At 59.2% G+C, this 13,376-nt stretch carries 10 protein-coding genes and 1 pseudogene; 5 read left to right on the forward strand and 6 right to left on the reverse strand.

Annotation, left to right across the window (positions count from 1 at the left end; all coding sequences use genetic code 11):
- Positions 1-105: 105 nt before the first annotated feature.
- Together G9X68_RS11530 and G9X68_RS11535 are read left to right on the forward strand one after the other, a co-directional pair.
- Entirely contained in the window at positions 106-357 is a 252-nt protein-coding gene (locus G9X68_RS11530; protein ID WP_129420972.1) for a ribbon-helix-helix domain-containing protein, read from the forward strand.
- 2 nt (positions 358-359) lie between these two features.
- The gene (locus G9X68_RS11535; protein ID WP_171602473.1) at positions 360-710 is read left to right on the forward strand and encodes a type II toxin-antitoxin system RelE/ParE family toxin; all 351 of its coding nucleotides are present in this window, start codon (positions 360-362) and stop codon (positions 708-710) included.
- A 210-nt stretch (positions 711-920) separates the two neighbouring features.
- On the opposite strand, the gene ilvB is transcribed toward G9X68_RS11535, so the two are convergent.
- Both ilvB and G9X68_RS11545 read right to left on the reverse strand, forming a co-directional pair.
- Positions 921-2,627 carry a biosynthetic-type acetolactate synthase large subunit gene (gene ilvB / locus G9X68_RS11540; RefSeq protein ID WP_171602474.1) on the reverse strand — a complete coding sequence of 569 codons (1,707 nt, stop codon included), beginning with the start codon at positions 2,625-2,627 and terminating at the stop codon, positions 921-923.
- A gap of 416 nt (positions 2,628-3,043) precedes the next feature.
- Positions 3,044-4,132 carry a LacI family DNA-binding transcriptional regulator gene (locus G9X68_RS11545; protein ID WP_171602475.1) on the reverse strand — a complete coding sequence of 363 codons (1,089 nt, stop codon included), beginning with the start codon at positions 4,130-4,132 and terminating at the stop codon, positions 3,044-3,046.
- 348 nt (positions 4,133-4,480) lie between these two features.
- Here G9X68_RS11545 and G9X68_RS11550 point away from each other — a divergent pair, with 348 nt between their 5' ends.
- The 3 genes from G9X68_RS11550 (at position 4,481) to G9X68_RS11560 (ending at position 8,132) form a co-directional block, all read left to right on the forward strand.
- On the forward strand, positions 4,481-5,443 hold the full coding sequence (locus G9X68_RS11550) for a sugar-binding protein (RefSeq protein ID WP_027665802.1): 963 nt from the start codon (positions 4,481-4,483) through the stop codon (positions 5,441-5,443).
- Positions 5,444-5,522: 79 nt separating this feature from the next.
- Complete coding sequence (locus G9X68_RS11555; protein ID WP_171602476.1) at positions 5,523-7,064, forward strand: sugar ABC transporter ATP-binding protein; 1,542 nt, start codon at positions 5,523-5,525, stop codon at positions 7,062-7,064.
- 42 nt (positions 7,065-7,106) lie between these two features.
- Entirely contained in the window at positions 7,107-8,132 is a 1,026-nt protein-coding gene (locus tag G9X68_RS11560) for an ABC transporter permease (RefSeq protein WP_171602477.1), read from the forward strand.
- 89 nt (positions 8,133-8,221) lie between these two features.
- On the opposite strand, the pseudogene G9X68_RS11565 reads toward G9X68_RS11560, so the two are convergent.
- The 4 genes and pseudogenes from G9X68_RS11565 to G9X68_RS11580 form a co-directional block, all read right to left on the reverse strand.
- Positions 8,222-8,671: pseudogene (locus tag G9X68_RS11565) on the reverse strand (helix-turn-helix domain-containing protein); the annotation flags it as partial.
- A 442-nt stretch (positions 8,672-9,113) separates the two neighbouring features.
- Entirely contained in the window at positions 9,114-11,264 is a 2,151-nt protein-coding gene (locus G9X68_RS11570) for a mechanosensitive ion channel domain-containing protein (protein ID WP_171602478.1), read from the reverse strand.
- Between the two features lie 138 nt (positions 11,265-11,402).
- A complete protein-coding gene (locus G9X68_RS11575; RefSeq protein WP_171602479.1) occupies positions 11,403-12,713 on the reverse strand; it encodes an epoxide hydrolase family protein in 1,311 nt (436 codons plus the stop codon).
- A 67-nt stretch (positions 12,714-12,780) separates the two neighbouring features.
- Positions 12,781-13,224, reverse strand: a complete 444-nt coding sequence (locus G9X68_RS11580; protein ID WP_171602480.1) for a VOC family protein — start codon at positions 13,222-13,224, stop codon at positions 12,781-12,783.
- Between the last annotated feature and the right edge of the window lie 152 nt (positions 13,225-13,376).

Below are 13,376 nucleotides of genomic sequence, written 5' to 3' on the forward strand. Positions count from 1 at the left end.
TCGCCGAGTGAGCTCGAGAAACCATGTCACGATTAAATTCCTTGTGATGAATATTGACAATATATGCTACGCTGTCCCACGATAGAGTAACGAAAGGGTAGGTCGATGGCATCGGGCAGCATTCATGTGAAGGTCAGCGGCGTGCTGCAAGATCACATTCAGCAGCAGATCGGTGACGACGGCCTCTATGAGAATGCGAGCGAGTACATTCGCGCACTGATCCGACGCGATTTGCAAACGCGCGACGAGGCATGGGATGCCCTGCAAAAGGAACTTGCACCCGCGATGCGTGCCGACGACAGCGAGTTTGTCGTCGTTTCCGCTGAAGACGTTATCCGCCGCAACAAGCGCCGCTGAGCATGGTAGCCTATCGGTTTTACCCACGCGCTGACGCCGCGCAGGACAAGATTTGGCGTGACAGTTTCGAGACGTGGGGAGAAAAACAGGCAGATGCATATATTCGCGGGCTGCATGTTTATTTGCAGCGTTTGTGCGAGGATCGCCTGATCTGGCGACGGCTTCCGCAACGGTTGGCAGTTCCCGCTGACATCAGGCGCCGGGCCTATTTCAGCCGCTATGAGCATCACTACCTATTCTTTCGTGAGCTTGAGAATGGTGATCTTGGCGTCATGAGCATTCTTCACGAGCGGATGGATTTACCGGTGCGGCTTAAAGAGGACTTGGCCGCTCTTTCAAACAAAGAGTCGTGACATAGTATCTTTGGTCGGAACGGCGCGTACCTGGAATTCCTCGGACCGCAATTCGGCTTCTCTGCGGCCTGAAGAAAATCGATCTCATAGAGCGGCATAGATACATGATCGAGACGCCAGCCTCGATCATGATGTCCTGGGTTAACATAGACGATGACTGCGGCCTGCAGGATCGCACGGCTTGCTTTTGGGGTGTTCGATCACCGGCCGTTACTGCCGAAGGGTGTCGGCGAGCCTTGCAACCCGGCAGTGAAGGAGCACCGGCCGGTCCACGTCGATCATCTCCTCGATCCTGGCATCGAGTTCGCTCGGGCTCTCGCAGCGAAGGCCGACGGCGCCATAGGCTTCCGCGAGCTTGGTGAAATCGGGCAGCGAGGCCGAATAAGCGCGCGATCGAACATTGCCATCCGGCATTTCTTCCCATTTTCGCGCCATGCTTGGGTGCTCATCGCTCAAGATGAAGATCTTGATCGGCGCTTGATGCTGTATCGCCGTCGACAGCTCTTTCATCGTCGTTTGCACCGATGCTTCGCCGGCAATATCGATGACAAGGCGGCCGGGATTTGCGAGCTGCGCCCCCAGCGCGGCAGGAAGACCGAAACCCATGGTCCCCAATCCCCCTGACGTAATCCAGCGATTGGGCCCGTCGAAACCGAAGAACTGCGCCACCCGCATCTGCTGACCGATCTCCGTGGCGATGATGGGGTCGTGCGGCTTTGTCAGCGCATGCAGGCGCTCCAGGGCATGTTGCGGCATGATTGCATGGTCCAGCCGCTCGTAGGAAAACGAATGGTGGGTTCGCCAGTGATCGATCTGCGTCCACCAGGCCCGCAACCGCTTCTGGTCGGGGATGGTGGAAAGTGAGCGCCAGGCATGGATCATATCCGCCAGCACATGCGCGGCGTCGCCTTGAATGCCGATATCGACGGGAACGCGTTTGTTGATCGACGAGGCATCGATATCGATCTGGATTTTCTTCGAGTGAGGCGAAAACTCATGGATGCGCGAGATCGCAAGATCGTCAAACCGCGCGCCGATGACGACCATCAGATCGCACTCGCCAATTGCCATATTGGCTTCATGCGATCCGTCCCGTCCGGCGACGCGCAGCCAGTTCGGCCCGCTGGCGGGATAGGCTCCAAGTCCCATGACGGTGGACGTTAAGGGAAAGCCGGTGAGGTCGACGAACTCACGCAATAATCGCGACGCCTCCGGCCCCGAATTGATGACGTCGCCGCCGGTGTAGATGATGGGGCGCCGGGCTTCGGCGATCAATGCGACCGCCGCTCGGATCGCGTTTCGATCGCCTCGCATTGCCGGCTGGTAGCTCGGCAACGGAGATACCTTGTCAGGTGAGACGTATGTCCCGCTGGCGAAGAGCACGTCCTTCGGCATGTCGACGAGAACAGGACCGGGTCGACCGGCCGCCGCGATCCGGAAAGCCAGATGGATCGTTTTGGCCAGATCGTCGACGTGTTTGACGAGGAAATTGTGCTTTGTGCAGGGACGGGTGATGCCGACCGTATCGCATTCCTGAAAAGCGTCCGTGCCGATCAGACTTGTCGGCACCTGCCCGGCGAGGCAGACAAGCGGAACGGAGTCCATAAGGGCATCCTGCAGCGCAGTGACCGCATTTGTAATGCCTGGTCCCGATGTCACCAGCATGACGCCAACTCGTCCCGTCGATCGGGCATAGCCTTCGGCTGCGTGTCCGGCGCCTTGCTCATGGCGCACCAGGAAGTGTCTGATGTCCTCCTGTTGGAAGATTTCGTCATAGATCGGCAGCACCGCTGCGCCGGGATAGCCGAAGATGTGTTCGACATCGTTGTCGCGTAGCGCCTGCAGAACGATCTCGCCGCCGTTCATGCGACGATCAGAGGGGGTGTTGAGGGAAGAGTTGGCTGTCTCGCCGGTCATATCTGGGTTCCGTCGTGAGTGAGGTGATAGCTGCGACGGGGCATAAAAAAAGGCCCCGTCAGGGACCTGTTTTCGGCGCATGGGTGGCTATTGCCGGACGATCAGACCGTCCTGCCCATGCGCGATATCACCACTACGAGAACCATTGCGATTTTCATGGGCGATAGAGCTAGCTCTAAATCTACACGTCGTCAACGTCGCCTCTGCGTAGATTGTATCTGTGGTTGAGAATATTTGAGATCGGTTGTTGGTCAGTGACGAGGCAACGGCAGGGGGCAACCCGTTCGCAACCTATCGACAAGGCAAACACTGCCCGTTCCATTCGCCGCTAAGCGATTTCGACCGCCTCTTCCAGTGTCGCCGGTCACGGTTTCCGAGCCAGCCGCCGGCGTTCCGTCCCGGCGCGAACCTAAGTTCTATGGCGAGGTATATGCGCCATCGAGGATCTGCCGTGCCTCGGCCCGCGGCGCGGCGACGGAATGACGCTTAACGAGCGAGCATTCGAGCTTCGCAATGGGATAGCGCTTGCCGGGTGTACTTTCCGGGTTGAGATGTTCGATCGCCCATTGCCCCATGGCAAGATGTGGAAGGACCGAGGTCGTCAGCGGGGGTACGAGATGTCGTGAAATTTCTTCGTCGTCATAACCCACCACCGACATGTCCTGGGGAATGCGAAGCCCTGCATCCTTGAGCGCTTCATAGCACCCGATGGCGGTGCGGTCGTTCTGGCAGAAGATCGCGGTGGGCGGCTCTTTCAGAGCAAGCAGTTTCATCGTGGAGGCATAGCCGGCACCGGCCGACCAGTCGCCCTCAATGACCAATTCCGGATCGAAGGGTATATCGGCGGTCGCCAGCGCGCGGCGATATCCCGTCAGCCGGTCCTGCGCCGCCTGCATCCAGATTTCGCCGGTGATCGTCGCGATACGATGGTGTCCGTGCATGATCAGATGCCGGGTGGAGCTCTGCCCTCCCGCGATTTCGCTCGGCACCACGGCGGGAAAGGCATGGTCTGCCGTATAACAGTTCAGCAGGACCGTCGGGATGTTGAGCTTGCGGACATAGGAAGGAAGCTCCACCTGGCGGGTATAGATTGTCATATAGATGAGCGCCGATATGCCTCCGTTCGTCAACGCCTCGATTGCCTTCGGCTCCATGACGGGATCACCGAGCGTCTGGGTTACCAGAAGGACATTGCCGGCGTTCCAGGAGGCTTGCCGCGCGCCTTCGATCGCAACGATCGCTTCCGGGCTGGTGGCGAGCTGATCGACGGCGAAACCGATGACGTTGTCCAGTCCCGAATAAGAGGCCTTCGTCGCATAGGTCTTCTCCATGTAGCCGAGCGCGCGCGCCGCCTCCCATACGCGATCGCGCGTCTGTTGTGAGATACGGGTGCCGGGCGTGTTATTGAGGACGAAGGAGACGGCCGCCTGCGAGCAGCCAGCCGCCGCGGCGATGTCCATCATCGTCACGCGCGCAGGTTTATTTTGGGTCTTGGGTTTTCGCATTCGTGGAAACGGTCTCTCTCGGGATAATAGGGTAGGGTGGATTGATCGTCGTCTTAGATAATTAATATTAGCATCTATCTGAAAGCGCTGGCAATTGCGTGAATTGCTGCAACACTTGCAGTTATTGGCCATTGCCAGTACAAAATTGCCGTCCTTAGTCCTCCGCGATCAAATGTTTTGATCTGCATTGATAATACTATTTACTAATTAAATTTCTTGTATACCGTCAAGGAGCGATCGGAACCTATGCCACTCGTCGCTTTGCGACGGCCCTAGGAGGGGGCGCGCATCCGGCCGGCCGTAAATCGGAAACGGGCCCGTGAACTGCGGCCCCTCGGGAGGTGTATTATGAAACAGCTGAAACGCAATGCAGCCTTGTTCTTCGCCGGGTTGATGTTGAGCGCGGCGCCGATTGCCGTATCGCATGCTGCCGACAAACCGACGCTTGCATTCGTCGTCAACGGCGCATCCGACTTCTGGAAAGCTGCAGAGGCGGGCGTGAAGAAGGCGCAGGGCGAGATGCCCGACTACCAGATGGAGCTGAAGTACCCTGAGCAGGCATCTGTCGCCGTTCAGCAGCGGCTTATGGAAGACTTGGTCAGTGCCGGCGTCAAGGGGATCATGGTTTCCGCAGTCGATCCCAAGACCCAGACGGACGGCTTGAACAAGATCGGCTCGCAGACTGCTCTCTTCACCACAGATAGTGACGCGCCGCAGACCAACCGCGTCGCCTATATCGGCTCATCGAATATCGACGCCGGCATGCAGGCCGCCGAAATCGCCAAGAAAGCGATGCCGGACGGCGGCAAATGCATCGGTTTCGTCGGCCTGCTCGGCGCCGACAATGCCAAGGAACGCATCCAGGGCATGAAGGACGGCCTGAAGGGCACGAAGATCGAGCTGACAGATGTACGCGGCGACGATATCGACCAGACGCGCGCAAAGAAGAACGTCGAGGACGCGCTGGTGGCCAGCCCCGACGTCACCTGCATGGTCGGTTTCTACTCCTACAATACGCCGCGCATCTATGAGGCGCTGCGCGACGCCGGCAAACTCGGCCAGATCACCGTCGTCGGTTTTGATGACGATCCGATCACGCTCGGCGGCGTTAAGGAAGGCACGGTCGCAGCGACCGTCGTGCAACAGCCGTTCGAATGGGCCTATCAAGGCATGAAGCTGATGGCGGCCTACCTCAAGGGCGACAAATCCGGCGTCCCCAGCAACGGCTTGATCATCATCCCGACGGTAATCATCGGCAAGGATGACGTTGACAAATATGCCGCCAGCCTGAAGGCCATGTCTGGAAAATAACCCTCCTTCGCGGCGGGGGCACTTGCCACCGCCGCGAAAGACGTGTCATGCCGACAGTATTGGTAGCCATGGACAGGCGATGAACCACAGCTCCGACATCCCGTCAGCGAACGCGCTTGCAACGCCATTCCTTTCGCTTTCCGGCGTTGGCAAGACCTATCCGGGCGTCGTTGCGCTTGAGGGCCTGTCGATCGACATCATACCGGGCGAGGTCATCGGCCTCGTCGGCGAGAACGGGGCTGGAAAATCGACGTTGATGAAGATTCTCGGCGGCGTGATCGCACCCGACCGAGGCACGATTCTGCTCGACGGCGCAGAGCTTCGTTTCCTCACTGTGGAATCGAGCATCGCATCCGGCATCGCCTTCGTACACCAAGAACTGAATCTCTTTGAGAATCTTGACGTTGCTGCCAATATCTTCCTGGGCCGCGAGCCGCTGAAGGCCGGACCTCTCAAGCTCGTCGATCGCGATCGGCTGCGAGACATGGTGAAGCCGCTGTTGAAGCGGGTAGGGGCTCATTTCTCCGCCGACACACCCGTGGCATCGCTTTCCCTTGCCGAGCAGCAGATGGTGGAAATCGCCAAGGCGCTGTCCATCAACGCTAGGCTCGTCATCTTTGACGAACCCACGTCCAGCCTGCCGCTGGCCGAAACCGAGCGTCTCCTGAGCATTATCAAATCGCTGAAGGCCGATGGCATCAGTGTGGTTTTCATCTCGCATCGCCTCCACGAGGTTGAGCGCGTAGCAGACCGGGTCGTAGTCCTGCGCGACGGCACGCTTGTGGGCACGCTTGCCAAGAAAGACATCGGTCACGACCAGATGGTCAAGCTGATGATCGGCCGGGTGCTTGCGGCCCGGACCGCAAAACCGCAGCGCTCGCCCGGCTCGGTTGCGCTGAAGGCAAGCGGCGTGCGCACCGAGGCCTATCCCGGTCGCCCCGTTGATCTGGAAATCCGGTATGGAGAAATCATGGGGCTTGCAGGTCTCGTTGGGTCGGGCCGCACCGAGCTTGCAAAAGTACTCTTCGGCATCGACCGGAGCTACGGCGGAGCCATTCTGCAGGACGGGCGGCAAATTACGATCAAGTCTGCCCGGGACGCCGTCGCTCGTGGCATTTTCCTGGTACCGGAGGATCGCAAGCGCAACGGCATTCTTCTTGATTTTCCGATCGCCCAGAACATAAGCCTTGCCGATCTCCCCAAGCTCTCCAGCCGTTTCATGCTTTCTGCTGAGCGGGAGAGGGCGGCGGCCGAAAAGCAGCGCGTTCGCCTCGGTATCAAGGCGCCCTCCGTTTCGACGCGAACCGGCACTCTGTCCGGCGGCAACCAGCAGAAGGTGGTGCTTGCCAAATGGTTGTCGATGAGCCCGAGGGTGATGATCTTCGACGAGCCCACGCGCGGCATCGATATCGGCGCGAAGAACGAGATCTACGGCCTGATGCGAGCGCTTGCCGATGCCGGAGTGGCGATCCTGATGATCTCCAGCGATATGGAAGAGGTGATCGGCGTTTCCGACCGCATCGCCGTCATGCACGAGGGCCAGATCGCCGGCATATTGGAAGAGGACGAAATCAGCCAGGAAAGCGTCCTTTTGCTTGCTGTCGGCAAAAGGGTAAAATAGCGGCTGCGGCCAATACAAATAAGTATCGGGGATGGATCTCGAATGATCAAAAAAGATCTCGGACTGCTGCTTTTGATCGTCGTCGTCGGCATTGTCGTCGCCATCATCAATCCGCGCTTCCTGCTGCCGATCAACCTAGCCAACACCGCCAACCTGATCGGTCTGTTCGGCATCCTGTCGATCGGCCAAGCCTTTGTCATCATCACAGGCGGCATCGAGCTTTCCGTGGGTTCGCTGGTCGCGCTTCTCGGCGTGCTCTTCGTCGATTTCATCGCGGTCCAGGATATGTCCTGGATGCTGGCGCTGCCGCTCATTCTCGCGCTCGGCGCGGTCATAGGCGCCGTCCACGGCTGGCTGATCACCCGGCTCAACCTGCAGCCCTTCGTCGTCACCCTCTGCGGCCTCCTGATTTATCGTGGGGCAGCGCGCTTCTATACGGCCGACGGAACAGCCGGTTTTGCCTTCGGCCAAAATTTCCCTGACCTCGAATTCCTGACCGCTGGGCGGTTTTACGGCGTTCCCAACACTTTCATCGCACTGGTCATCATTGCCGTGGTCATGTGGGTCATGCTGCATCGCTCTGTCTTCGGGCGTTATCTTTACGCGATCGGGAAGAACGAGGAGGCGGCCCGCTATTCTGGTATCCGTACCGGCCGCATGGTCATGTCGGCCTATGTCATCTGCGGGCTGCTGACGGCGCTTTCGGCGATTTATTTCGCCATGTACACGCGCTCGATCTCGCCGGCGAGCCATGGCCAGTTCTACGAACTCTACGCGATTGCCGCTGCCGTACTCGGCGGCTTTTCGCTCCGAGGCGGCGAGGGGTCGATCGTCGGCGTCGTGCTGGGAACGGTCCTCCTCCAGGAGTTGCAGAATCTGGTGAATCTACTTGGTATCCCTTCGTCGTTGAATTTCGCCGTCATGGGTGGCGTGATCCTCATCGGCGTCCTGATCGACCAACAATGGCACGCGATCCGCGCAAAGCGCCGCCTTGTCTCTGCCGCCCGGCAGACCGAAACCCGTCTTTCCAACGAAGGCAGTTTGCCGGTGGTTGCCAATCAGGATTAGGTCAGTGCATGGGCCACGCGTATCGCGACCTTGCCCCGTTGAAATAATCCGCTTTCAAGATCAGATCAGTTGGGGCGGGTGAGGGGCGCCGAACCATCGATCTGCACGAGTTCACCGAAACAATCGCGCCGGCCGCGCGGCTGGAAAACCCGCTTCTTGCGCTCACGCCGCGAGATCCAGATACCGGCCTCGGTCATCCATTGCCGCAGCGTCTCCTTGGCGACCGAAATATGATGCAGTTCGATCAGCTTCTCGCGCGCCAGCGTCGGACCGAAATCCAGATAGCGTTCGCGGATGAGATCCAGCGCCGCATTGCGAAACTCCTCGCTGTGGCGCCGATTGCTCGGTTGTGATCGCTTCTTGGAAACAAGGCCGGCTGGACCATTCCGGTCATAAGCCTGCAGCAGCCGATGGATCTGACTTCGGCTGAGCCCAAGCAGATCGGCGGCCTGGACGACGCTCAGGCGCTGATCACGGATCTTCTGAATAACTTCGAGGCGATACAACTCTTTCTGCGACATGGTGATCATAAAGGACATGACGACTCCGACCGCTCATGGTCTCGACCAGACTGGAGGTCGTCATCCTTGCTCCCAACGTTGGCGTTGACCAGCGCGTCGAGAGGCGAGACTGTCGCATCTCTAACTGGCCCAACTGTCGCATTACTAAATAGCCCTTACAAACATCGATCGCATAAGATAGATTATGGAACATAAGGATGCTGTTTGATTACAATGGCATACCTTCGTCATCCATCTCATTGGCCCACTCTTTTAAAATCGGCCCGCTCGAATTTGCGTCTTAACGATCCAGCCCATCGACGAGTTCACCTGCGGACAGGCCCTCATAGAACAGCTGATCCCAGCCAACAGACTCTCTCGAAACCCGTGTCTCGGACGACGCGCGCTTGGCGACAACGTCCGGGTCAGAGTGTTGCTTTGACGGGATCCGACGGAAAGCTCGCCTGTCCGCTCGCCGTTGCTATTCCTCAAGTGTCGAGATGACCTTTGGTGGCCTTTGCAGCTCCGAGGCGGCAGCGGTTGCTGCTGCATCGGCGGGACCGCCGGAAACATGAACGGTCGGCGTTGCAAACTGGATGCCTTTTTCCGCGAATGTCTTCTTGAGCATGGCGAGCGCCTTTCGGCGAACGCCGAACTGTTCGCCGGGTTTCGCCATGAATTTCAGCCGAATCTGCACGCCGTAGTCCGCCATCTGCTCGATCCCCTGCATTTTCAAGGGCTCGATGATGTTGGGCCCGAGTTCAGCATCCTCCAGAAGCTCAACGCCGATGCGCTTGATGGTCTTGCGGACCTCCTCAAGGTCGCTGTCATAGTTCAGGGTGAGCGTAATGATGTCGATGACCCAGTCGCGGCTGAGGTTTTGCACCGCGCCGAGTTCGCCGAAGGGAACGATGGTGACCGGACCGCGGTGATGGCGCAAGCGGATCGATCGCAGTGAGAAACCTTCGACCGTGCCCTTATATTTCGCCGCCTGAATGTATTCGCCGATGCGAAAGGCATCGTCGAATAGATAGAAGACGCCGGAGATGATGTCCTTGACGAGTGTTTGGGCACCGAAGCCGACGGCTATGCCGACGACACCGGCGCCCGCCAGCAACGGTCCGATCTGAATGCCAACGGCATCCAGGATCATCAGGAAGCCGACAGCGCCGATCGCCAGGAACAGTACATTGCGAAGAATTGGAAGGAGAGTATTCAACCGCTGACGCCGGCGCGCGTCGGGTCCGTCCTGATGCCCTTCCTGCACGCTTCGCGACGCTACCGCCATCTGACTGTCGATCAGCGTGCTTGCGAGCTTCCAGACAACGTCGGTCACCAGCAGCGCGATAACGATGCGGATTCCGGCGCGGATCAAACGCGTGGTCACCGTTTCGGCTGCGGCGAGGTCACTGAGATTGACATTCCAGGCGCGGGCAATGAGCAGCGCAGCGACCACAATGAGGCCGTTACGCAGCGTTTGCATGATGACAACGGACCATCCGACGATGGCCGGATCTTCGACCGCCTGCCCCTCCCCGGATTGTATAATGCGACGAATGATATCACGAGCCACCGAAACGGTAAGCGGCAGAAGCGTAGCGATGATCACCGTCCAGAATGCTCCGTGGAGACCGGACACCCATAACAGCCACGATAGCAGGATGCTCGCGCTGAAGCCGACACAGACCAACCGGCTCACGGGCGGTCCGTCAGAACGAAAATGCCGCAGCCAGATCATAACGATCAAAGCGATTGAAACGACACCAAGCCATGCTGCGGTAAAGAGGTCGACCAAGATCGGTGAAGCTCGGATCGTCCCGATCACTTCAATGGTGGCCCAGCCAGCCGCCAGTACTGCGACGATTCCGAGGAGCCAATAGTACCAGAACCAGGCAAGCGGGGTGATAAGCGTCAGAAGCCGCATATGCGGCAGACGGGCGCCCGGCGCGATGACAATACGGCCCACGAGCACGCCAAGGCGCACCATGAGCGCGGCCGATAGCAGGATGAGCGCAATATCGCGAAACACGGCAGGCCATGGAAAGAGGATAAACGCGCCGAGACTTCCAATCAGGTAACCGACCAACGCGAGAAGGCCCATTGATAGCCGGGCGGCGTGGAGCTTGATCCGCTGCCGGACGGTGTCGGCGGGCGCGTTCAGCACAAAATGGAGCAGCCCTCGCCCCGACCACCAGGCAAGGCGCTGCGCAACGAACCCGCCTGCGACGAAGAGTATGACCGCCAAGATCAGGCCGACAGGCTCGATACGATCATCCGTTTGGAAGACCCGGATCGCCGACTGGATCTGCCCGGGAAGCGTCGGAACGGCATCGACGAGTGTGAGCAACCTCTGGCGCAATTCCTGTAGTGACGTGGCAATCGACGTCGGTGCCGCCTCTTGCGAGACTGCTACCGGCTGCGCCGGTTCCTGATTGCCCGGAACGATCCGATTGACCAACGCTCGTCCGGAATCATCATTCGGCAATTCGATAATAACCCGGATCGGCCCCGAGGAATTGGTCGGCTCAGCCGCTGAGACGGGGTTTGCGCTCGCGAGCAGAAGCGTTGAAAATAGCACCGTCAGGAATGTGGACACTCTGCGGAGGGGATGACGGTCGTCGTTGATGCGCATATAGCCGTGGTCCCCGCGACGTTACCGTCGCTTTGCTGGGTTGGTCGAAACTTCGGACTTTGTGCAGCGTTGCACGACCAACGTCAATCGACCAACCCGTCTGGCGGACGCAGACTGCGAACCAAGGGCTAGACGGTATTAAGACCGCAAGCTTCTGAACGCGTCCCGGATCTCTTGACTGAAGAGTTCTGGCTCCTCCCAGGCAGCGAAGTGACCGCCCTTGGAGGCGCGATTGTAATAGATGAGCGTCGGATAGGCCTTCGACAGCCAATGCTTTGGCGGCTTGTAGACCTCTCCGGGAAACACCGTGACGGCGACCGGGACTTTGACGGGCGTGAGCTTCGCGCCCGACATGACGTTTTCCCAATAGATCCGGCCACTCGAGGGGCCGGTATTCGTCAGCCAGTACAGTGTGATGTTGTCGAGGATGGCATCCTTGCCAAGAGCCTGTTCGGGATCGCCGCGTGTATAGACCCAGTCGGCGATCTTGTCGTAAAGCCAGGCGGCGAGGCCAACCGGAGAATCCGCAATGCCGTAACCGATCGTTTCAGGCCGCGTGCTCATGATGGCTGCATAGCCGAAGCCGTTGTTGAGGAAGTCCCGGGCCTCGTCGAAGACGACCTTCTCGTCCTGAGACAAGCTGTCGGGAGCCGGCCCTCCACCTTTAAGAGCCTGGGCTGCGTCCGCTGGGAAGGTCGTGGCACGCTCGACCCTGTTGACGTGGATTGCGAGCAGCCCATCGGGCGCCTGGCGACCCAAGGCGTCGCTGATGATCGCGCCCCAGTCGCCACCTTGCGAGACATATCGGTTATAGTCCAGTCGCTTCATCAGCATGTCCCAGGCAGCCGCTATCCGCTGGGGGTTCCAACCTGTTGCTGGCGGTTTCCCGGAGAAACCGAATCCTGGAATCGACGGGATTACCAGGTGGAAGGCATCATCAGCCGTGCCGCCATGCGCCGTCGGATCCGTCAGCGGCCCGATGACATCAAGCAGCTCGAAGACCGAACCTGGCCAGCCATGGGTCATGATCAACGGCAGCGCGTTTTCATGACGGGAACGGACATGGATGAAATGGATATCCAGTCCATCGATATTGGTGAGATACTGCGGAAAACTGTTCAGCCTGCTCTCTGCCCGCCGCCAGTCATAGGCCGATTGCCAGTAGCCCACCAGATCCTTCAGCCTGTCGGGCTGGACGCCCTGCGAACGATCCATAACGGTTTCGCCGTCGGGCCATCGGGTCTCGGCAAGACGCCGCCTGAGGTCTGCAAGCGCCGCCTCGGAGACCTCAACCTTGAACGGTCGAACCTCCTCGGACGCGGCGCCGACAACATCAGCGGCGTTGGACGTGCGCGGAAGGAGAACGGCGGTTATGCCGGCCGCGGCAAAGCCTGACAGCAGTGAGCGGCGCGATACGTTGCGGTGTTTCAAAACGTTCAGCATTGCCATGATGCCGTGTCCTTTCGTGATATCGAGGAGAGGAAAAGATGCCCTGCCCGCTTCAATGCCGAAAACGTCAGGCCGCGCCCGCGCCGGAACGAAAGATAAGAAACTTGTTGCCTTCGGGATCGCGAAAATAGGCGCAGTAAGGACCCGTGCCGTTCTCGCCACGCGGACCAGGAGCCCCTTCGTCCGAGCCACCCGCCGCCAATGCAGTTGCATGGGCTTCGTCGACCTTTGAACGGGACGGAGCTTCGAAAGCAATCATTCCACCGTTACCGACGGTGGCAGGGCGGCCATCGAACGGCTTGATGATACCGAATTCGAGCGTGCGATGACCGTAGTAGATGGCTCGGTGGGGCTGGACGAGGACTCGTCCGATCCCGAACACGGCCAGAAGCTTGTCGTAGAATACCGAGGCGGCATCCAGATCGTTCGTGCCGACAGTGGCGTGGCCCGGGAGGCCGCGGACCTTGTCGGGGGCGGCCGCAACCTGTCTGCTTTGGGTAATGCCAGTCATATCAGTTCTTCCTTATACTGTCGCGGCCGACGTTCTGCCTTCCGCAAGCAAACGCCAACGAAGCTGTCTCAAATCGGCGGCTGGTGGATATTTGGGCGGGTCGACGGCCGGCCGGCACCTCGGGAAAGTGAGAGGCACCCTCTCGTTCAGAT

The organism is Rhizobium changzhiense (assembly GCF_013087625.1).
Taxonomy (GTDB): domain Bacteria; phylum Pseudomonadota; class Alphaproteobacteria; order Rhizobiales; family Rhizobiaceae; genus Rhizobium; species Rhizobium sophorae.

Coding starts and splice junctions, on each gene's coding strand:
- G9X68_RS11530 (WP_129420972.1), top strand. CDS start 106: ATGGCATCGGGCAGCATTCATGTGAAGGTCAGCGGCGTGCTGCAAGAT.
- G9X68_RS11535 (WP_171602473.1), top strand. CDS start 360: ATGGTAGCCTATCGGTTTTACCCACGCGCTGACGCCGCGCAGGACAAG.
- ilvB (WP_171602474.1), bottom strand. CDS start 2,627: ATGACCGGCGAGACAGCCAACTCTTCCCTCAACACCCCCTCTGATCGT.
- G9X68_RS11545 (WP_171602475.1), bottom strand. CDS start 4,132: ATGCGAAAACCCAAGACCCAAAATAAACCTGCGCGCGTGACGATGATG.
- G9X68_RS11550 (WP_027665802.1), top strand. CDS start 4,481: ATGAAACAGCTGAAACGCAATGCAGCCTTGTTCTTCGCCGGGTTGATG.
- G9X68_RS11555 (WP_171602476.1), top strand. CDS start 5,523: ATGAACCACAGCTCCGACATCCCGTCAGCGAACGCGCTTGCAACGCCA.
- G9X68_RS11560 (WP_171602477.1), top strand. CDS start 7,107: ATGATCAAAAAAGATCTCGGACTGCTGCTTTTGATCGTCGTCGTCGGC.
- G9X68_RS11570 (WP_171602478.1), bottom strand. CDS start 11,264: ATGCGCATCAACGACGACCGTCATCCCCTCCGCAGAGTGTCCACATTC.
- G9X68_RS11575 (WP_171602479.1), bottom strand. CDS start 12,713: ATGGCAATGCTGAACGTTTTGAAACACCGCAACGTATCGCGCCGCTCA.
- G9X68_RS11580 (WP_171602480.1), bottom strand. CDS start 13,224: ATGACTGGCATTACCCAAAGCAGACAGGTTGCGGCCGCCCCCGACAAG.